The 18,872-nt window shown below is 68.6% G+C and carries 16 protein-coding genes; 2 read left to right on the forward strand and 14 right to left on the reverse strand.

What is annotated here, in order from left to right; all coding sequences use genetic code 11:
- Nucleotides 1-11 precede the first annotated feature (11 nt).
- From TMZ1T_RS15765 to TMZ1T_RS15815, 11 genes are all read right to left on the reverse strand, one after another.
- A complete protein-coding gene (locus tag TMZ1T_RS15765) occupies nucleotides 12-1,940 on the reverse strand; it encodes an XrtA/PEP-CTERM system amidotransferase (protein ID WP_012585892.1) in 1,929 nt (642 codons plus the stop codon).
- Nucleotides 1,941-1,955: 15 nt separating this feature from the next.
- The gene (locus tag TMZ1T_RS15770; RefSeq protein ID WP_012585893.1) at nucleotides 1,956-3,122 is read right to left on the reverse strand and encodes a TIGR03088 family PEP-CTERM/XrtA system glycosyltransferase; all 1,167 of its coding nucleotides are present in this window, start codon (nucleotides 3,120-3,122) and stop codon (nucleotides 1,956-1,958) included.
- Complete coding sequence (locus TMZ1T_RS15775; protein WP_012585894.1) at nucleotides 3,119-4,408, reverse strand: TIGR03087 family PEP-CTERM/XrtA system glycosyltransferase; 1,290 nt, start codon at nucleotides 4,406-4,408, stop codon at nucleotides 3,119-3,121. The genes TMZ1T_RS15770 and TMZ1T_RS15775 overlap by 4 nt, the downstream gene beginning before the upstream one ends.
- Nucleotides 4,409-4,412: 4 nt before the next feature.
- Nucleotides 4,413-5,465 (reverse strand): FemAB family XrtA/PEP-CTERM system-associated protein, encoded by a 1,053-nt coding sequence (locus tag TMZ1T_RS15780; RefSeq protein WP_041589897.1) that lies wholly within the window; start codon nucleotides 5,463-5,465, stop codon nucleotides 4,413-4,415.
- A 25-nt stretch (nucleotides 5,466-5,490) separates the two neighbouring features.
- Nucleotides 5,491-6,330, reverse strand: a complete 840-nt coding sequence (locus tag TMZ1T_RS15785) for an XrtA system polysaccharide deacetylase (RefSeq protein WP_012585896.1) — start codon at nucleotides 6,328-6,330, stop codon at nucleotides 5,491-5,493.
- Nucleotide 6,331: 1 nt separating this feature from the next.
- A complete protein-coding gene (gene wecB / locus TMZ1T_RS15790; RefSeq protein WP_004299630.1) occupies nucleotides 6,332-7,498 on the reverse strand; it encodes a non-hydrolyzing UDP-N-acetylglucosamine 2-epimerase in 1,167 nt (388 codons plus the stop codon).
- On the reverse strand, nucleotides 7,495-8,589 hold the full coding sequence (locus TMZ1T_RS15795) for an XrtA/PEP-CTERM system-associated ATPase (protein ID WP_012585897.1): 1,095 nt from the start codon (nucleotides 8,587-8,589) through the stop codon (nucleotides 7,495-7,497). The genes wecB and TMZ1T_RS15795 overlap by 4 nt, the downstream gene beginning before the upstream one ends.
- Nucleotides 8,590-8,600: 11 nt before the next feature.
- The gene (locus tag TMZ1T_RS15800) at nucleotides 8,601-10,046 is read right to left on the reverse strand and encodes a TIGR03016 family PEP-CTERM system-associated outer membrane protein (protein ID WP_187283006.1); all 1,446 of its coding nucleotides are present in this window, start codon (nucleotides 10,044-10,046) and stop codon (nucleotides 8,601-8,603) included.
- A 34-nt stretch (nucleotides 10,047-10,080) separates the two neighbouring features.
- Nucleotides 10,081-11,025, reverse strand: a complete 945-nt coding sequence (locus tag TMZ1T_RS15805) for an XrtA-associated tyrosine autokinase (RefSeq protein ID WP_004299637.1) — start codon at nucleotides 11,023-11,025, stop codon at nucleotides 10,081-10,083.
- 13 nt (nucleotides 11,026-11,038) lie between these two features.
- Nucleotides 11,039-12,583 (reverse strand): XrtA system polysaccharide chain length determinant, encoded by a 1,545-nt coding sequence (locus tag TMZ1T_RS15810; protein ID WP_012585899.1) that lies wholly within the window; start codon nucleotides 12,581-12,583, stop codon nucleotides 11,039-11,041.
- Between the two features lie 70 nt (nucleotides 12,584-12,653).
- The gene (locus TMZ1T_RS15815; RefSeq protein WP_012585900.1) at nucleotides 12,654-13,283 is read right to left on the reverse strand and encodes an XrtA/PEP-CTERM system exopolysaccharide export protein; all 630 of its coding nucleotides are present in this window, start codon (nucleotides 13,281-13,283) and stop codon (nucleotides 12,654-12,656) included.
- Nucleotides 13,284-13,533: 250 nt separating this feature from the next.
- On the opposite strand from TMZ1T_RS15815, the gene TMZ1T_RS15820 reads away from it, so the two are divergent.
- Nucleotides 13,534-14,331, forward strand: a complete 798-nt coding sequence (locus tag TMZ1T_RS15820; RefSeq protein WP_004299642.1) for an N-acyl amino acid synthase FeeM domain-containing protein — start codon at nucleotides 13,534-13,536, stop codon at nucleotides 14,329-14,331.
- Between the two features lie 15 nt (nucleotides 14,332-14,346).
- Here TMZ1T_RS15820 and TMZ1T_RS15825 read toward each other — a convergent pair whose 3' ends face one another.
- Together TMZ1T_RS15825 and TMZ1T_RS15830 are read right to left on the reverse strand one after the other, a co-directional pair.
- Nucleotides 14,347-15,774: a DUF1302 family protein gene (locus TMZ1T_RS15825; protein WP_012585901.1), complete on the reverse strand. Its 1,428-nt coding sequence runs from the start codon at nucleotides 15,772-15,774 to the stop codon at nucleotides 14,347-14,349.
- Nucleotides 15,775-15,785: 11 nt separating this feature from the next.
- Nucleotides 15,786-16,535, reverse strand: coding sequence for an ABC transporter ATP-binding protein (locus TMZ1T_RS15830; RefSeq protein WP_004299645.1), 750 nt, complete (start codon nucleotides 16,533-16,535; stop codon nucleotides 15,786-15,788).
- 43 nt (nucleotides 16,536-16,578) lie between these two features.
- Between TMZ1T_RS15830 and TMZ1T_RS15835 the strand changes: the two genes are divergently transcribed.
- The gene (locus TMZ1T_RS15835; protein WP_004299647.1) at nucleotides 16,579-17,382 is read left to right on the forward strand and encodes an outer membrane lipoprotein-sorting protein; all 804 of its coding nucleotides are present in this window, start codon (nucleotides 16,579-16,581) and stop codon (nucleotides 17,380-17,382) included.
- 24 nt (nucleotides 17,383-17,406) lie between these two features.
- Here TMZ1T_RS15835 and TMZ1T_RS15840 read toward each other — a convergent pair whose 3' ends face one another.
- A complete protein-coding gene (locus TMZ1T_RS15840) occupies nucleotides 17,407-18,816 on the reverse strand; it encodes an MBL fold metallo-hydrolase RNA specificity domain-containing protein (protein WP_004299649.1) in 1,410 nt (469 codons plus the stop codon).
- Between the last annotated feature and the right edge of the window lie 56 nt (nucleotides 18,817-18,872).

Raw genomic sequence — 18,872 nt, forward strand, 5'->3', positions numbered from 1 at the left:
GAACGTCGCGTTCAGACCGCCTCGGCCATCGCGGCCGGCAGGATCGCGCCAGCGGCGGTGTTGCGGACGAAAGCCTCGAACATCAGCAGCGTCCATAGCGGGGCGCTGTAATCGCGCGCGCCGGACTGGTGGGCGTCGACCAGATGCTCGAGGTAGCTGCGCTCGAAGATACCCGTGGCGGCCAGGGTTTCGCCAAGCACTGCGTCACGCACGCGCTGTTTGAGCGGACCGCGGAACCAGCGCTCGAGCGGGACGGCGAAGCCCATCTTGGGGCGATAGAGCACGTCGTTGGGCAGAAAGGGTTCCATCGCCTTCTTGAACAGGTACTTGCCCTCGTTGCCCTGGATCTTGAGCCCGGAGGGCAGCGTCGCCAGCCACTCGACCAGCTTGTGGTCCATCAGCGGCTCGCGCACCTCGAGCGAGTGCGCCATGCTCGCGCGGTCGACCTTGGTGTTGATGTCCCCGACCAGGTAGGTCTTGAGATCGAGGTACTGGATCAGCGCGAGCGCGTCGTCGGTGCCGGCGGCTGCGGCATGGCGGCGGAAGACCTCGAGCGCGTCGTAACCGCCGAGCTTGCGGCGGAAATCGGCGGAGAACAGGCGCTGGCGCATGTCGCCGCGCAGCAGCGACACCGAATGGAAGTAGGCCTCGACCGAATCGCGCGCCATGGCCTGGAAGGTGGTCTTGGCGCGGAACACGCGCGGCGCCCAGTCGGCCTTCGGATAGACGCGCCCGAGCAGGCCGAACACCGGCCGGCGCACCCCCATCGGCAGCGCGGCGCGCATCCGCTCTTCCATCAGGTGCATGCGGTAGCGGCGGTAGCCGCCGAAGCTCTCGTCGCCGCCGTCGCCCGACAGCGCCACGGTGACCTGCTTGCGCGCGAGCTGGCACACGCGGTAGGTGGGGATGGCCGAGCTGTCGGCGTAGGGCTCGTCGTAGAGCGCGGCCAGGGTGTCGATGAGGTCGAAGTCGTCGGACTTGACGGTCTCGACGAAGTGACGGGTGCGGTAGCGGTCGGCGACCTTCTGCGCGAAAGCCGACTCGTTGTACTTGGGATCGTCGAAGGCGATCGAGCAGGTGTTGACCGGATCGTCCGAGAGCCCCGCCATGGTCGCCACCACCGCGCTCGAATCGACCCCTCCGGAGAGGAAGGCACCCAGCGGCACCTCGGCGATCATGCGCAGCCGCACCGATTCGCGCAGGCGCTCGGTCAGCTCGGCGGTGGCGTCGGCGAGGCCGATGTCGTTGTCGAGGGTGAAGCGCACGTCCCAGTACTGCTTCGGCGCGGGGATCGGCTGGCCGCGGCGGATGCACAGCGATTCGCCGGGGCCGAGCTTCCTGGCGCCGAGGAAGATGGTGCGCGGCTCGGCGACGTAACCGAGGGCGAAGTACTCCTCGACCGCGAGCGGGTCGATGCGGCGGTCGAGCGCCGGGTGCTGCATCAGCACCTTGAGTTCGGAACCGAAGGCGAGCGTGCCGTCGGGCAGCAGCGCGTAGAACATCGGCTTGACCGCGAGGCGGTCGCGCGCCATGAAGAAGGTGTCGCGGTTGCGGTCGTGCAGCGCGAATGCGAACATGCCGCGGAAGCGCTGCACGCAGTCCTCGCCCCAGGCCTCCCAGGCGTGCACGATGACCTCCGTGTCGCTGCGGGTGTGGAAGACGTGACCGAGCGCCTCGAGCTCGGGCACGAGCTCCTGGAAGTTGTAGATCTCGCCGTTGAACACCACCGCCACCGAGCCGTCCTCGTTGAACAGCGGTTGCTGGCCGGTGGCAAGGTCGATGATGGACAGGCGGCGGTGGGCGAGCGCGACGCCCGGCTCGAAGTGGTAGCCGCCCTCGTCCGGGCCGCGATGGTGCTGGACGTCGTTCATGCGCTGCATCAGGGCGCGCTCGAAGTCGCGTCTGCCACGGGTGTCGAAGAGGCCGGCAATGCCGCACATGATCGCGTGTCCTCGTCAGGCTGCGCCCTGCGGGCGCAGAAGGGATTCGTAGAGCTCGGCGTAGCGGGCCACCATGCGCTCGATGCTGAACTCCGCCTCGACGCGCCGGCGCGCAGCCAGGCCATGTTTTTGCCGCAATGCAGCATTCGCAGCGTAGCACAGCAACGCCTCCGCCATGCCGCGCGGGTTTTCGGCCGCCACGAGCGCGCCGGTCTCGCCGGGCACGACCAGCTCCGCATTGCCGCCGACCGCGGTGGCGACCACCGGCAGCCCGCTCGCCATCGCCTCGAGTACGGTGTTGGAGATGCCTTCGGCGCGCGACGGCAACGCGAACACGTCGAGCGCGCGCATCACCGCGGGCACGTCGGCACGCTCGCCGGCCAGCCAGACGGCGTCTTCCAGCCCGCTGCTGCGGATCTCGGCCTCGAGCGTGGCACGCAGCGGCCCGTCGCCCGCGAGCAGCAGGCGCAGCCTGCCCCCGACCCCGCCGTGTGTGCGCGCGAGCGCGAAGGCGCGCACCAGGGCGAGCGGATCCTTGACCGCCTGCTGCCGCCCGACCGTGCCGACGATGACCGTGCCGGGGGTGGCAAAGCCTTCCGGCAGACCGGCGAGGCTGCGCGCCTGCGCCGACAGGCGGGGGTGGAAGCGCCGCGCGTCCACGCCGTTGCAGATGCGCGCGACCCGCGCGGGGGAAATGCCCACGCGCTCGACGAGATAGGACTCGATGTGGCCCGAGAGCGCCACGTAGCGGTTCACGAAGGGGCTGTAGGCGCGCCGCAGCCACTGGAACTTGCGCCGCGTGCCGCCGGGGTCGGAGACGTCCCAGCCGTGCTCGCCATGCACCGTCGCCGGCACGCCGGCGAGCCGCGCCGGCACCACCGCCTCGAGCGCGGCGAGGTTGCGCGTGTGCACGATCGCAGGACGCAGCGCGCGGAACAGCCGGTACAGGCGCGGATAGAGCTTGAGGCCGTGGCCGGGCGGCTTGTGCAGCGACACGAAGCGCACGTCCGCGCGCTCGATGCGGCGCGAGAAGCCTTCGGTGCATTCGGTGAGCGCCACCACCGCATGACGGAAGCGCTCGGCAGGGAGGTGGTTGATCAGGTTCACCACCCCGTTCTCCAGGCCGCCGACGTCGAAGCGGTACACGAGGTGCAGCACCAGCGGCCGGGCGACGTCCTTCATGGTGTCCGCACGAGCGCCGGCGCGTTCGGCGCGGCGCCCTCGCGGGCCTGCACCGCCTGCGCGAGGCCTGCGTCCGTGCCCTGCGCATCGAGCAGCCAGTCCAGGGTGCGCAGGTGCGCCGACCAGCTGTAGGCGCGCAGCACGCAGTCCCGCGCCGCCGCGCCGATCGCGGCGCGGCGCGACGGATCCCCAAGCAGCTCGACCACGCGCCGGCACAGCTCGTCGCCATCGTCGGCGATGCTGCACTCCACCCCGTCGCGCGCCGCCAGACCCACGGCAGGCGCGGCCGAGAGCACCACCGGGCGCGCCATGGCCATCGCTTCCAGCACCTTGTTCTGGATGCCGCGCGCAATGCGCAGGGGCGCCACCACGAGGTCGGCGTGGGCGATGTAGGGGCGCACGTCGGGCACGGTACCGGTGACCACGACATCCTCGCCGGCGAGCGCCTGCACGGCCGGCGCCGGGTTCATGCCCACGATCCAGAAGCGCACGCCGGGCATGGCGCGACGGATCGCCGGCAGGAGCTCGGTGGCGAACCAGCACACCGCGTCGACGTTGGGCCAGTAGTCCATCGCACCGCTGAAGGCGATCACCGGAGCGCCCGCCGGATAGGGCGAAGCCCCCGCGTTGGCAGGCGCGAAGTACTCGGCGTCGACCCCGTTCTGCATGACGCCGACGCGGTCGCCGACTTCGGGCGCCGCGCGCCGGAAGACCTCGGCCTCGGCCTCGGTGACGAAGAGGCTCGCCTCCACGCCGGCCGCGGCGCGGCGTTCGAAGTCGAGCAGGCGCTCGCCCTCGCGCCGGTACAGCCAGGACATCGGCCAGCGCCGGTCGGCGGCGTACTGCGTCCACTTGGCCGAATCGACGTCGCAGAAGTCGACCACGCGGCGGCTCAACCCGGGCACGTCGAGGTATTGCGCCATCGGCCCCGAGAAGGCCACGGCCGAGCGGATGCCGTGCTCGGCCACCACCTGACCCACCCAGCGCGCCAGGCGCGGGCTGCGGTAGTAGGGCAGGCTCAGCGCCTCGCCGCGCAACAGGCCGCGCAAGCTGGCAAAGCGCCGGATGCCCGGTTCGATCGGGATCACGCAGGTCTGCTCGCACCACTGGCGCAGGGCCGGGATGTGGCGGTGGTCATCCGGGTGGTCCACGAAGCTGCCCAGCCACACCCGATGCGTGCGGGCGAGCTGGCGCAGGATGTTGAACGACCGCAGCTTGTCGCCCTTGTTGGGCGGATAGGGGATGCGGTGCGTGAGGTAGAGGAGCGGCGGCCGGCTGTCCTGCACCGCCCTACCCCAGGTTGCGCACGATGTGCGGCCCGAGCCGGTTCGCCACGCCGATCGGCAGGCGCTTCCAGAGGGCGATGAAGGCCCGGTACTTGGGGTTCATCGGGTTGTTCTGCGGGATGCTGTCGCGCTTGTACAGGCGGAACTCGTAGGACAGCGGCTGCGGCTCGAAGCCCCAGTTCTTCTTGAAGGCGTAGGGGCCGGTGCCGACCTTGCTGCGGCCGTAGTCGAACACCTTGCAGCCGCGCTCGCAGGCGCGCCGCATCAGCTCCCAGTACTTGAAGTCATTGGCGGCGAACTCACGCGCGGCGAGGTCGTCGCCGGCGTAGTAGGGCAGCACCTCGTCGCGGAAGTAGAAGCTGAGCACGCTCGACAGCGGCTTGCCCGCGGGCGAGGTGACGGTGAGCACCTCGCAGGCTTCGCCGAAGCGCTCCTTGAGGCGCTCGAAGAACTTCTTCGGCAGTGCCGGCGTACCGTGGCGCAGCACGTTGTCGGCGTAGAGGGCGAAGAAGCGCTCGACGCCGGCGTCGATCTCGCCCACCAGGCCGTTCTTGATGCCCTTGCGCACCATGGCGCGCTGCTTGCGCGGGATGGCGAGCAGGTTGGCCTCGACCTCGGGCAGGATCTCCTTGCGGAAGGTGACATAGAGCTCGGCCTGGCGCGGCCACTCTTCGTGGCGCGGCTGCAGGTTGCGGTATTCGAGGTGCTGCACGCCGAGCGCCAGCGCCAGCGTCTCGGCCTTGGACTCGAGCGCGTGCAGGGTCTCGGGGCCGGCGTCCTCAGCGGCGGCGATGCCGCCATAGACGCAGAAGGGCAGCGACACCAGCGCATGGCCGAAGAGGCGGCTGCGCACCTCGGCGAGCGGCAGCACGCCGACGATGTCGCCGGCGCGCTCGGCGTAAAGATAGAAGGTGCGGTGATCGAACACCTCTTCCATGAGCTCGCGCCAGGCGGACAGGTGGAAGAAGGTGGCCTGCGGGCAGCGGTGCACGAAATCGTCCCAGCGCGGCGCGTCCTCGCCCTTGAGCAGGTTCACGACGATCGGCAATCGGTCCATGGCGCGCATCCGGATCCAGTCGGGTTCAGGCGGCGTCGCGGAAGACTTCGTCGGCGCGCCCCCAGGAGAAATCGGAGAGAAGCCGGTCGAGCCGGGCTTCGGTGTGCTGGAGGTTAATGTAGTGCCTGAACCGGGTCTTTGCCGTGGCAGCGGTCACGCGCGGCTGTTCGGGATCGATTTCCCAGGGGTGGAAGTAGAAGATCGCCGGGCGACGGTCGGCAGCGTTGACGCGCGCGATCTGCCAGCGCGACAGCGCATAGGGCAGCAGGCGGAAGAAACCGCCGCCACCCGCGGGCCAGTTGCGTCCAAGCATGTGCACGGTGGTGATCGGCACCTCGACCAGGCCGTTGGGCAGGCGCCACGGGAAGCGCGGCGCGTCGGGGATGCCGTAGTGGTCGTGGCGGACCGGATACACGCTCGAGCTGTAGCGGTAGCCCGCCTCGGCGATGCAGTCGTGCGCCCACAGGTTGGCCTCGCCGATCGAGAAGCTGGGCGCGCGGTAGCCGGTCACCACACTACCGGTGATGTCCTCGAGGATCACCTTGGCCAGGCGGATGTCGGCCGTGAAGGCTTGGGGCGTGAGGTCGCTCGCGCGCTGGTGCGCGTAGCCGTGGCTCGCCACCTCGTGGCCCGCGGCGGCGATGCGGCGCACCAGGCCGGGATAGCGCTCGGCGAGCCAGCCCAGGGTGAAGAAGGTGCCGCGCGCGCCGTGGCCGTCGAGCAGCGCGAGGATGCGATCGACGTTGCGCTCGACGCGGCAGGGCACGCTGTCCCACTGCTCGCGCGGAAAATGCGGCGCGAGCGCGGAGACCTGGAAGTAGTCCTCAACGTCGCAGGTGAAGGCGTTGGTGATGCGTGCGGCCACCTCAACCCCCCGGCGCGGCGTGGACCGTCTCGTGCTCGACGAGCCAGTCGTGCAGATGGGCAGCGATGCGCTCGGCGCAGCGTCCATCCCAGTATTCGGGCACCCGCCCGGCCTTGCCACCGGTGGCGAGGATCTCGCGCGCCGCGGCGACGATCGCCTCGGGGCGGATGCCGACCAGGGTGTTGGTGCCCTGCTCCACCGTGATCGGGCGCTCGGTATTCTCGCGGATGGTCACGCAGGGCACGCCGAGCGCGGTGGTCTCTTCCTGGATGCCGCCGGAGTCGGTCAGCACCATGCGCGCACCCGACATCAGGCCGAGCATCTCGAGGTAGCCCTGCGGCGGCAGGATCAGGAAGCCGGAGCCGGCGAGGCGATCGAGCATGCCGAAGCGCTCGAGGTTGTTGCGTGTGCGCGGATGCAGCGCGACAACCAGCGGCAACGCCTCGCTCACCGTGCGCAGGGCGTCGATGATCGGGCCGAGGGTGTCGGCGCTGTCGACGTTGGACGGACGGTGCAGGGTGACGACGCCGTAGCCGCCGGCGATCCGGCTCGCGTCCAGGCCGGCCGCGGCGAGCAGCACGTCGGCCGGCACCGCGCGCGGCAGGCTCGCGCGCAGGCTGTCGATCATGACGTTGCCGACGAAAACCGCACGCTCGGCGGGGATGCCTTCGCGGACGAGGTTGTCGTGGGCGGATCGCTCGGTGGTGTAGAGCACGTCGGAGATCTGGTCGGTGAGGATGCGGTTGATCTCTTCGGGCATGCGGCGGTCGTTGCTGCGCAGACCGGACTCCACATGGACCACCGGGATGTGGCGCTTGCTCGCCACCAGCGCGCAGGCGAGCGTCGAGTTGACGTCGCCCACCACCAGCACCGCGCGCGCGCCATGCTCGTCGATGACCGGCTCGAAGCGCTTCATCACCTCGGCGGTCTGCACCGCGTGCGAGCCGGAGCCGACCGCGAGGTTGACGTCGGGCTCGGGCAGGTCGAGATCGGCGAACAGGCGGTCCTTCATCGCGGGATCGTAATGCTGCCCGGTGTGCACCAGCAGCGTGGGGATCGGCGGCTGGTGGGCGGCGAAGGCGCGGATGATCGGCGCCACCTTCATGTAGTTGGGACGTGCGCCGACGATGCAGATCACCGGCGCGGCCGAGAGGCGATGCGCGCTCATCGACCTTCCTCCTCGGTCGCGGCATCGCGGCGCACCGCCTGCAGCAACTGGTTGAGCACTGCGAGCGTGGCCGACACCGACTGCTCCAGGCCGGCCAGACGTGCCTCGATGCGCTGCAGGTCGTAGCTGCCGGCCATGCCGGCGACCTGGTCGGCAAGCTCGGGCGAGACGCGCAGGCGCTCGACCGCCAGCGCATCGACCGGCGGCATCGCCGCAGCGGGCTCGGCGTCCCTCAGCACCGCGCGTCCCATGCCGGCCACCGGGCGCGTACGCGGCGGCGCGAACTCTTCCTTGAGCTCGGCGATCACCTCGCGCACCTGCGCCTCGGTGACCACATGGCTCTCGCCGAGATAGGCGGCGAGGAGCAGACGGTCGCACAAGGTGTTGATGGTGCGGGGGATGCCGCCGGTGTGGCCGTAGATCGCGTTGAAGGACCCGGGCTCGAAGCGCGGGTCCTCGTTCCAGCCGACGTGGCGCAGGCGGTGCTCGATGTAGCCGCGCGTCTCCTGCAGGTCGAGCGGGCCGAGGTGATAGGAGGCGATCACGCGCTGGCGCAGTTGCTGCATCTCGGCGCGCTGCATCATCTCGCGGAACTCGGGCTGGCCGACGAGGAAACTCTGCAGCAGCGCATGATCCTCGAGCTGGAAGTTCGACAGCATGCGCAGTTCCTCGACCGCGGCTGCGGACAGGTTCTGCGCCTCGTCGATGATCAGCAGCGCGCGCTTGTCGGCGGCGGCGAGCGACACGAGGTAGGTCTCGATCGCGAGCAGCAGGCCGGCCTTGTCGAGGTTGCGGCTGGGTACGCCGAAGGCGCCGGCGACCATGCGCAGCATGTCGGAGGCGTCGATCTGGGTGCTGACGATGGTGGCGGCGACGACCTTGGCCGGATCGAGCTGCTCGAGCAGGCTGCGCACGATGGTGGTCTTGCCCGCACCCACCTCGCCGGTGATGACGATGAAGCCCTCGCTCTGGTGCAGGCCGTATTCGAGATAGGCCATCGCGCGCCGGTGCCCCCGACTGCCGTAGAAGAAGGCCGGGTCGGGGTTGAGCTGGAAAGGCTTGCCGCTGAGTTTGAAGAAGGTTTCGTACATCGGGTGTCCGTTCAGAACCGCATGCCGAGGATGGCGGTGACGGAATTCGTCGTGTAGTCGCTCTCGCCCTCGGTCTTTTCATATCGGTAGCGCAGCCCCGCGCGCGTCCTGGGGCCGAGCGTACGATCGACGCCCACCGTGCCGGTCAGGCGACGCAGTGCGAGGTCGGCGTCGGCCGCACTCTCGGAATCCGAGCGCGCGAGCGTGGCATACAGCGAACTCGTGCCGCTGAGCGTGTGGCTCCAGGCGAGCGTGGTGGTGGTGATGCGCACCCGCTCGGTGTCGCGCAGGTCGTCGTCCGGAAGCAGGCCGGTGGTCGAACCGATGCGGCTGCGATCGCTGCGACTGGCGGACAAGCTCAAGGTGTTGCGCACCCCGAGCAGCGAGACGCCGCCACGGAACGCGCGCTCGACGTAGGCGGCATTGGAGCGCAGCACGCCGAAGGTGAGACATTCGTTGAGGGCCTGCTCGCGCTCGATCGGATCGGCGATGTCGCGTACGCGCATGAAGCAGTCCCGATCCGCGAGCACCACCGTGCCCAGCGTCTGTGCGAGCGAGGAGACGTCGCGCGTCGCACCGAGGAAGAAGACCGCGCGGCGCATGCGGTGGTTGAGGGCGAGATCGTAGCCGCGCCCGAACACCCGATCCTCGACCGTCGCGGCGAGCGAGGTGCGGTCGGTCGGGTACCAGTCCACCCCGGCGCCAACGATCCCGCTGCTGTCCTTCCTGCCGTCCGCGTAGTCGTTGGACTCGTGCCCGACGATGCCGCGCAGGCGCAGCTGCGGGGAGACGTTGGCGTACAGCGTGCCACGCACCGACTCCTCGCCACGCTGGCCGGTGGCGGCGGTGCCGCCATCACTTTCGGTGCGGGCATAGGCCAGGCCCCAGCCGAAAAACCGCAAGCCGCCCGGATCGGCGAGGCTGGCCTCCACGGTGTCCGCGCTCTGGTCGCCGAGACCGCTGCTGTTGGATCGCACGCCGCTGGACGAATAGCTCACCGAACCGCGTGCAGCCTCGCCGAAGCGCAGGTCGGACTCGAGCCGCGGGGTGATCGACCAATAGCGGACTTCGTTGTCCTTGTCGAAACCGAACGGGTCGCCGGGCGCCCGCCCGCTGAAGGCGGAATAGTTGTTGCGGGTGATTCCCCCGCTGAAATCGAGGAACAGCAGATCCTCCAGCGCCTCGTAGGCGCCCCTGCCGTCGAAGGAGAGGTAAGTGGAGTCGTCCTCGCTCGAAGAGGAATGGACGAGGTTGCGCAGGCGCGCGCTCAGGCTGCCGTTGAGACGCCCTGCGCTGCGGCTCACCGACACGCCGGGCGAGACCTCGAGCAGCCAGTCCCGACCGCCCTCGCGATCGAGGCCGGCGTTGTCGGTCCAGGTGAGTTCAGTGTCGAACGTGGGCGTGACCCGGGTCGACTGCGCGACCGCTCCGGTGGCCGGGCACAGGAGCGCGAGCACGCACGCACCGGCGACGAGGCCGGTACGCCGGGGCTCAGGCCGCCTCGGAACTGGCTTCGGGCGCTTTCCCATATCCGTATCCGTATCCATAGCCGTAGTAGCCCCCCACCGAGCGATCACGCGACTTGTTGAGCACCATCATGCGGATCGGGCAGGGCTCGATCGCTGCGAGCGCCTGGCGAACGTGGGCGTGGGTGGTGCGCTCGGCCTCCACCACGAGGACCACCTGTCCCATGTGGGTGGCAAGCACGCGCGATTCGGTCGTGACCAGCAGCGGCGGCGAGTCGAACACGATGATCCGGTCGGCGTAACGATGCGCCATCTGCTCGAGCAACTGCGTCATGCCGTCCGAGGCGAGCAGTTCGGTCGCGCGCTGGTGCGGCATGCCCGCCGGCAGGATGGACAGCTTGTCGATGTTGGTCTTGAGCAGGACCTCGGAGAGGTCCTCGACCTCGCCGGCGAGCACGTCCATCAGTCCCGGCTGCGGCGGCAGATCGAACTCGCGCAGCACCGAGGGACGCGACACGTCGGCGTCCACCAGCAGCACCGTGTAGTCGAGCTCCATCGCCATGCTGATCGCGAGATTGATCGCGTTGAAGGTCTTGCCCTCGCCAGGAAGCGCGCTGGAAATCATGATCAGGTTGCCGTTATCGACCGCCGCCGGCCCCTCGAGGACGGCATTGGCCAGCAAGGGACGCTTGATCAGGCGGAACTCCTCGGCAATGGCCGAGCGCGGCTGGTCGGGCGTGACCAAGCCGCGAGCGGCCAGGCGCGCGAGATCGATATGGACGCTCTTGGGCTGGGCGCGCACCGGCGCGGGGGTCGCGACCACCGGCGCATTCGACTCCACCTTGGGCGCAAGCGGCTTGTCCTCGGGCAGGACGAGCGCCTCCGGCACCGGAGCGGATTCGACGGCGCCCTCGCCCGCCGCACTCTTGAGTTGGTCGAGGCGCTTGACTGCTTTTTCGATAATGCTCATCCGGGCACCCCGTTCAACTCTGCAGGAACACGATCGCGACCGTAACCGCGGCGAACACCCCGGCGTACGCCACCAGACCGCTGCCGAAGGCGAACAGCCCGTTGCGGCGACGACGACGACGCTCCGAAGTGGTCAGCATGGAGACGGTGCCGAGCACCGGCAGGCCGGTGATCTCGCGCAGCTGGCGCGCATCGCTGAACGCCGGTCGCAGCTGGCTGATCAGGAAGGTGAGCGCGAACCCCGCCCCCAGACCCACCAGCGCGGCGAGCGGCAGCAGCAGCAGCCGGTTGGGAGCCGAGGGTTTGGTGGGCAGGGTGGGCGGATCGATGATGCGGAAGTCGGCGATGCCCGACTGGGTGCTCATCTCGGCGGCGATGTTCGCCGACTCCCGCCGCGATACCAGCTGGTCGTAGTTGCTCTTGTGGACGCTGTAATCGCGGTTGAGCTGCGCCATCTCGGTCTCGAGCTCGGGGATCCGCTTGGCGTCCTCCGAGAGGCTCGCCAGGCGGCTCTCGAACTCGGCCACCCGCGCACGCAGCGACGCGACCCGGGCCTCGGCCTGCGCCACCGCGAGCCGGGTCTGCTCGACCCCCGCACTCATGGCGCCGGGAGCACCGAAGGTACTGCCCGCCATGCTCGCGCTCAGCTCGGCCAGCTGCGCCTTCTTCTGCTTCTCGAGATCCTCTATGACGCGGCGTGCACCGACCACGTCCGGGTGCATCTCGGTGTAGCGCTGCAACATCTCGTCGAGGTTTCTCTTGAGCAGGTCGATGCGGGCATCGATCTCGGGCGTCGCCACCATCGGCGGCGGCGCGATGCCCGCATCGGACGGCGCTGCGGAGAGTTGCTGGCGGAGCGCGTCGCGCGAGTTCTCGGCCTCGCGCAGTTCCAGGCGTGCTTCGCGCAATTGCTCGTTGGTCTCGGCGATCTGGGTGACGTAATCGCGCGCGCCGGTACCCAGCAGCGCCATGTTGCGCAGGCGGAAGTCCTTGAGCCGGTTCTCGGCGTCGGTCAGCTTCTGCTCGTAGCTGCGGATCTGGTCCTCGATGAAGCGCCGTGCCGCGTCGGTATCCTGACGCTTGCCGCCGAGACCGGATTCGACGAACAGGGACAGCAGCGACTGCACGACGCGCTGCGCACGATGCGGCTCGACGTCTTCGTACGAGAGCGTGAACAGGTTGTCGCCGCGGCCGGACTGGATGCGCAGCCGGCTGGTCACCGAGGTGATCAGGGCCTCGCGCTGCTGTGCGTTCTGCACCGTGAGGTCGAGGTCGGCCATGGTGATCAGCTTCTCGACGTTGGGCCGGCTGATCAGCGTGCGGCTGAGCAAGTCGATCTGCTGGCTGATGTTGGGCTGGACGGCGAGCCCGGACATCAGCGGGCGCAGCACCGACTGGGTATCCACGTGGATGCGTGCGGACGACTCGTAGTGGTCCGGCATGAAGTAGATCGCCAGGCTACCGGCGATACCTGCGACCCACGCGAGCGCAAGCCCCCACCAGCGGAACCGCCACATGCCGCGCAGGTAGCCGATGATCTGTGTTACGAGTTCTTCCATGGGTCACGGTCGTGCTGAGCGCCCGCCACCGACCTTCTGCGATCGGCTTGCGGGCGTGTATGGATGGAGGTCAGAACCAGCTCTGCGGGATGATCAACACGTCGCCAGGGCGCATCTCGACGTTCGCCGAGACGTCGCCGCGCTTGACGAGGTCACGGATGCGCACGCTGTATTGCTTGTTGCCCTCGGCGGTGCGCAGGATGCTCGCGCCGTTACCGTCGGCGAAGTCCGTGAGCCCGCCGACTGCGATCATCACGTCGAGCAGAGTCATCTTCTGCTTGTACGCCAGCGTCTGCGGATTGGCCGCCTCGCCGATCACGCGGATCTGTTCGCTGTAAGGACCGACGAAGCCACCGACGATCACCGTCACGACCGGATCGCGGATGAACTTCGCAAGCTGCTTCTCGATGTCGCGGGCCAGCGTGCTCGAATCCTTGCCCATCGCGGGCAGGTCTTCGACCAGCGGTGCCGTGATCTTCCCGTCCGGCCGGACCGGGACGGAGGTGGACAGCTCGGGGTTGCGCCAGACCACGATATTGACGCTATCCCCGGGCCCGATCACGTAGTTGTAGTCCGCATCGGCCGCGGACGCGGGGGCAGGCGGGAAGGAAGAGGCACAACCACCGAGCAGTCCCGCCGCCACAGCGAGAACGAGGAAATGCAACACCGCGGATGATGCGCTTTTGACGCTTCTGAACATGACAAGCCCCTTCGTAAGTCCCGGACGGCGAATGATATACGACGACGCGAATGCGAGGGCCATCGTACGGGCACCGCCCGCCGCGACGCCAGGCAGGATTGCACACAAGCGCCTACATTTCAGGAGACATGAAGTCGGCTAGATTCACGGCTCGCCCGTTCCGGATTATCATTGATCCGATGGGAGTCGTCCGCGCTCGCCGCGCGCGCACTCCAGACCACCCAGAACGTAAACGAATTGGGCCACTCCAATGCGCCAGATCCACTCTTCGCGGGGCACGAACTGCCCCCCGCCCGTACGCGACCTCGCTTACCTAGCGTTGTCTGGCGCCGGATTCCAATCGCCGGAGACGTCGCCGCATCAGTGGTTCGACGAGAACACCGCCGCACTGCGCGGCCTTTCGTTCGAACGCAGCGGCTTCCAGGTCTGCATCGCCAACGGCAGTGAAGCGCTCAAGCGCCAGACGGCCAAGCTGATCGAGCGCATGTACTCGGCGCGCGGCCTTTTTCCCTACGGGATGCACGCCAACATCGACCCGCGCGACATCACCGTGGTCGCTCTCCTCGACGGGGAAGCGGTCGCGACGGCGACGATCCGCGTCGATCACGGTGGTGGATTGCTCGCGGACACTTTGTACAGCAAAGAGATCGACCACGTGCGCGCGACCGGGGGTCGAGTGTGCGAAATTACACAGTTGGCGATCGATCCCGAGCGCGGATCGCACGAAGCGCTGGCTGGCGTGATGCAGGCCGTGTTCGTGATCACCCAGGCGACGCGGCGCGTCACCGACATTTTCGCCGAGGTCAATCCGCGCCATGCGGGATTCCATCAGCGCGTATTCGGCTTTCGTCGCGTGGGCGTGGAGAAGATCTGCCCCAGGGTCAACGCTCCGGCCGTGCTCCTCCATCTGCCCCTGTCCGAGTTCGAGGAGCGCGTCGCCCGCCACGAACGCCTGATGCACATGAACGGCGATCGGGTTCATCGCCTGCTGCCGGATCCCGTCCAGTCCAGGCAGTTGATCCAGGCGATGACCGGTAAGGCGGCCTGAGCCCGCCCGGGGCACTCAGAACATGTGGCGCAGTTCGAGATAGACACGATCGTTCCGATCGTAACGGCTGAAAAACCCCCTTCCATTCCCGCCGAAGACGTCGACGCCACCGACGAGCCTCCATGCCGGGGCGAATTTCCAGGTCAGCTTCGGTCGAATCAGGTGATCCGACCGGTTAATGCTGGACAGCGCGAGGACTTCCGCCTCCAGGTTCGTGCCCGCGCCATGAACGACCTGCAAGGTGACGCCCTGCTCGTGCCGATCGGCCATCAAGGCCGGAACATGCTCCTCCAGCCAGCGCCCGTAGTACTGCACGTTGAAGCGCCAGTCGCCCGCGGGCACATCGACCCCGAGCGCATAGTCGACCATGTCGGTCGGCAGCAGCCCGATGGAGAGGCCCGGACCGCTCGAGAACGTATTCAGGCTGCGACCGTGCGTATGGACCGCCTCGCCCTTCAGCACGAAGCTGCCGAGATCCTTGCTGAAAGTGCCGCCAAGCTGCCCGATCCGGTCGTGTCGCAGGCGGGCCACACCCTGGTTCAGGGCGTATAGCGTCGGCGAGACATCGTAGCTGCGGTAATAGAAGGCGCTGAGATCCCACCCATCGACGAGTCGCGAGACGCGCGCACCCCAGTTCGAGCCATCCAGATCCTTCCCCGGACGATCCTCGTCCAGCACCGTACCTGCAGGCAACCACGGGAAGACGAAGAAATCGTCGCCGGGCTCGCCGATCTCGTCGAACGAGGGCTTCGGCACCCACAGGAACTCTAGGTGCGTTTCGGCACCGAAATGCTCGGCGCGCAGCGCCCACTGCCCAATCCGCATGCCCTCGAGTTCCGGCTGCAGGAAATCCCGCATGTCGCGTGCGGACACGACGTCGGCGAAAAAGAAGCCGACCATCTCGCCCCATACGATCTGCTGCCGCCCGGCACGGAATTCCCAGTCGCCATGGCCCAGATCGACATAAGCCTCGCGCAACACGAAATCCGTGCGGCGGTCGCGCCGCACGGCGGCCGGATAATGTTCGTCCTCGAGGTCGAAAGCACCGTCGGCCTCGGCGCGCGCGCTCAGCTTCCATCGCGCCCGCGGCGCCAGCTGCCCGGCGACACCGAGTTCCCCACGCGCGCGCAGGCGCGACCAGCGCTCCGGATCCCGGTATGTGTATGCCGCCCCGAGTTCGGTGTAACCGTTCCACTTGAGGCCGTCCGCGCCCTCTGCACCGGACGCCGGCGCTCCGACGTCGAGCAGCGCGTCGAGTTCGGCGTCGGCCTCACCCGCGTCCGCGTCCGTCACGGGTTCTTCGGCAGCGGGCTCCCCTTCTTCCACCTCCACCGACACCGGTTTTGGCGCGAGCTGCGGCCCCGCCGCAGTCGCCGGCACGGAGAGGGCCCCCAGGACAAGGGCAAGAACGGTCAGACAAGGCAGCTTCTTCGACAGTGGCATTGCACTCGTTCCTAGATTTCGCGGATATCCTCGTCGCGCGGCGTCCGCCCATCGACGAACACCCAGCGGTCGTCGGCCTTCATGCCGAGCGCGATGATCTGGCCGTCGGCGATGCGCACCAGCCGGTCGGCCATGTTCATGACCTTGCGGTCGTGGGTGGAAAAGACGAAAGTCGTCCCCGACTGGCGGTTGATGTCGCGCATCAGCTTGAGGATGCTGGTGCCGGTCTTGCTGTCGAGGTTGGCGGTGGGCTCGTCGGCAAGGACGATCTTGGAGTGCGTGGCCAGCGCGCGCGCGATCGCCACGCGCTGGCGCTGGCCGCCGGAGAGCTGGTTCGGCCGATGCTCGGCGTATTTCTTCAGGCCGACTACCCCGAGATAATGGCGCACCCGTTCCGCGCGCTCCTTCTTCGTGAGCTCGGGCATCTGCAGCAGGGGATACTCGACGTTCTCCGCGGCCGACAGGACAGGGAGCAGATTAAAGGTCTGAAAGATGAAGCCGATGGTACGGGCACGCAGGTCGGCCAGTTCGTCGGGCGTACGGTTCGACACGTCGTGACCGTCCACGACCACCCGCCCCGAACTCGGCGTGTCGATGCAGCCGATGATGTTCAGCAAGGTCGACTTGCCACTGCCCGAAGGCCCTGCGATCGCCAGGAACACCCCTGGCTCGATCTCGAGCGAGACGTCGTCCAGCGCCAGCACCATCTGCTCGCCGAGACGAAAACTCTTGCTCACGTGTTCGATCTGGACGATGGCCATCAGGACGATCGAGAATGAAGATAACTTCGAAAGGATAGCACCCATGACGCCAAGCTTACGATCCCGCCGCCGATTCGTCGCCTGCCTCGCCGGCAGCCTGCTGCTGCCGACGCTGGCGCATGCGACCGACGCCCCCGCGCCTGCCGAGCCCGCACCCCCCGAGCCGGTCGACGCGGTGGCGATCGATCTGGTCCAGCGCGCCGACGCCATCCGCTTCCCGCGCGAGAGCTTCCAGACCGAGGTCGTCGTGCGCAACTATACCGACGGTGCAGAAGGCGACTCGCGCACCTACCGCATCCTCTCGCGCGGGAACGAAAACACCATCGTGCTGACGATGGAGCCGGCCACCGAGCGTGGCCAGGCCTTGCTGATGCGCGCCCGCGACCTGTGGATCTTCATGCCGAGCGTGTCGCAGCCGGTGCGCCTGTCGCTGGCCCAGCGCCTGACCGGGCAGGTGGCCAACGGCGACCTCGCACGGGCCAACCTGGCTGGCGACTACACGCCGACCATCGCCGGCCGCGAAACGATCGACGGCCAGCCCGTGGTGGTGCTCGACCTCAAGGCGGTCGATCGCGGCGTCACCTATGCACGCGTGCGCTACTGGGTGGGCGAGCGCGACCAGCGCCCGCTCAAGGCCGAGTTCTACGCACTCTCCGGTCGTCTGCTCAAGACCGCACGCTACGAAGAATTCCGCCAGATGGCCGGCGCGATCCGCCCCACCCGGCTGGTCATGGAGGACGCGCTCAAGAAGGGCGAGATCTCGGTGCTGACCTACGAGAACATGAACGTGCGCGACCTCCCCGAGCGCATGTTCACCCGCGAGTACCTGCGCCGCCTGCAGCAGTAGGGTGTGCGCCGAGCCGGCAGGTCTTCACACCACCACGCGCACGTGCCCGCCGGTCGCCTCCTGCAGGTGGCGGGCAAATTCCGCACGCACCCCATCTTCGCCATGCACCAGGCGCACCTCGCCTGGGAGATGGCGCATGCGGGTGACAAAGCGGGTCAGATCGTCGCGGTCGGCATGCGCCGAGTAGCCCGACAGCGTATGGATGCCGGCGCGGATGTCCACGCGTTCGCCGTCCAGCTCCACGTAGCCGCCGCGCGGCCCGTAGGCCTGGATGGCGTGGCCGGGCGTGCCGCGCGCCTGATAGCCGACGAAAAGCACGTCGTGGCGCGGGTCGCCGAGCATCTCGCGGAGGTAATTCACCACCCGGCCGCCCGCGCACATGCCGCTCGCGGCGATCACCACCGCAGGCTCGCGGCTGCGTGCGAGCCTGCGCACGTTGGCGAGATGGTCCTCGTGACTGTCGATCGCCACCAGCTGATCATAGGACAGCGGCTGGCGCCCGGCGCGCACGCGCGCGCGCGCCTCGGCGTCCCAGAACGGCTGCAACTCGCGGTAGAGCGCGGTGAAGCGCTGCGCCAGCGGCGAGTCGAGGAAGATCCGCAGCCCGCCCCAGGCTGCGGCATGCGGCCCGGGCCGCAAGCGCTGGCGATGCAGGATGTCCTCGAACTCGTAGAGCAGCTCCTGCGTGCGCCCGATGCTGAAGGCGGGCACGATCACCGTGCCGCCGTCCTCGAGCGCATGCTCGACGACCGCCTGCAGACGCGCACGCCGGTCGCGGCGATTCTCGTGGACGCGGTCGCCGTAGGTGGTCTCCAACACCAGCACGTCCGCCCGCCAGGGCGGACGCGGCGCCGGCAGCAGCGGCGCGTGCGGCGCCCCGAGATCGCCCGAGAACACCACCCGGAGCGGCTGCGGCCACGCCGCGCCCGAGAGCTCGCATTCGACGTAGGCCGAGCCGAGGATGTGGCCGGCGCGCTGCAGGCGGATCCTGCAGCTCGCGTCCGGGCTGCGATACACCAGGTGCCACTTGCCGTAGGGCAGCGCGCGGATGCGCGCCTCCACCTTGCCGAGGTAGCGCTCGATCAGGGCGCGGTCGCGGCTCACGCCCACCGCGAAGGCGTCGGCGAGCACGGTGGGCAGCAGGCGTGCCGAGGGCTCGCTGCACAGGATCGGCCCCTTGAAGCCAGCGGCGAGCAGCCACGGCAGGCGGCCGCAATGGTCGATGTGGACGTGGGTCAGCACCAGCGCGCCAACACCCTCGAGCGGGAAATCGATCTCCAGCCGGTCGGCGGCCGAGCGCCCGTCGGGCGCGGTCTCCGCGCCCTGGAACAGGCCGCAGTCGACCAGCAGGCTGTTGCGCCCCTCGACGAAGAGCTGGTGACAGGAACCGGTGACGCCGTCGCGCGCGCCGTGGTGCAGGATGGTCGGGTTCATGACGTCATTCTAGACGCCCATGCGCCGGCGTCCACCCGCGGCGGCCCCGCCGCACC

The organism is Thauera aminoaromatica, from assembly GCF_000021765.1.
Lineage (GTDB): Bacteria > Pseudomonadota > Gammaproteobacteria > Burkholderiales > Rhodocyclaceae > Thauera > Thauera aminoaromatica.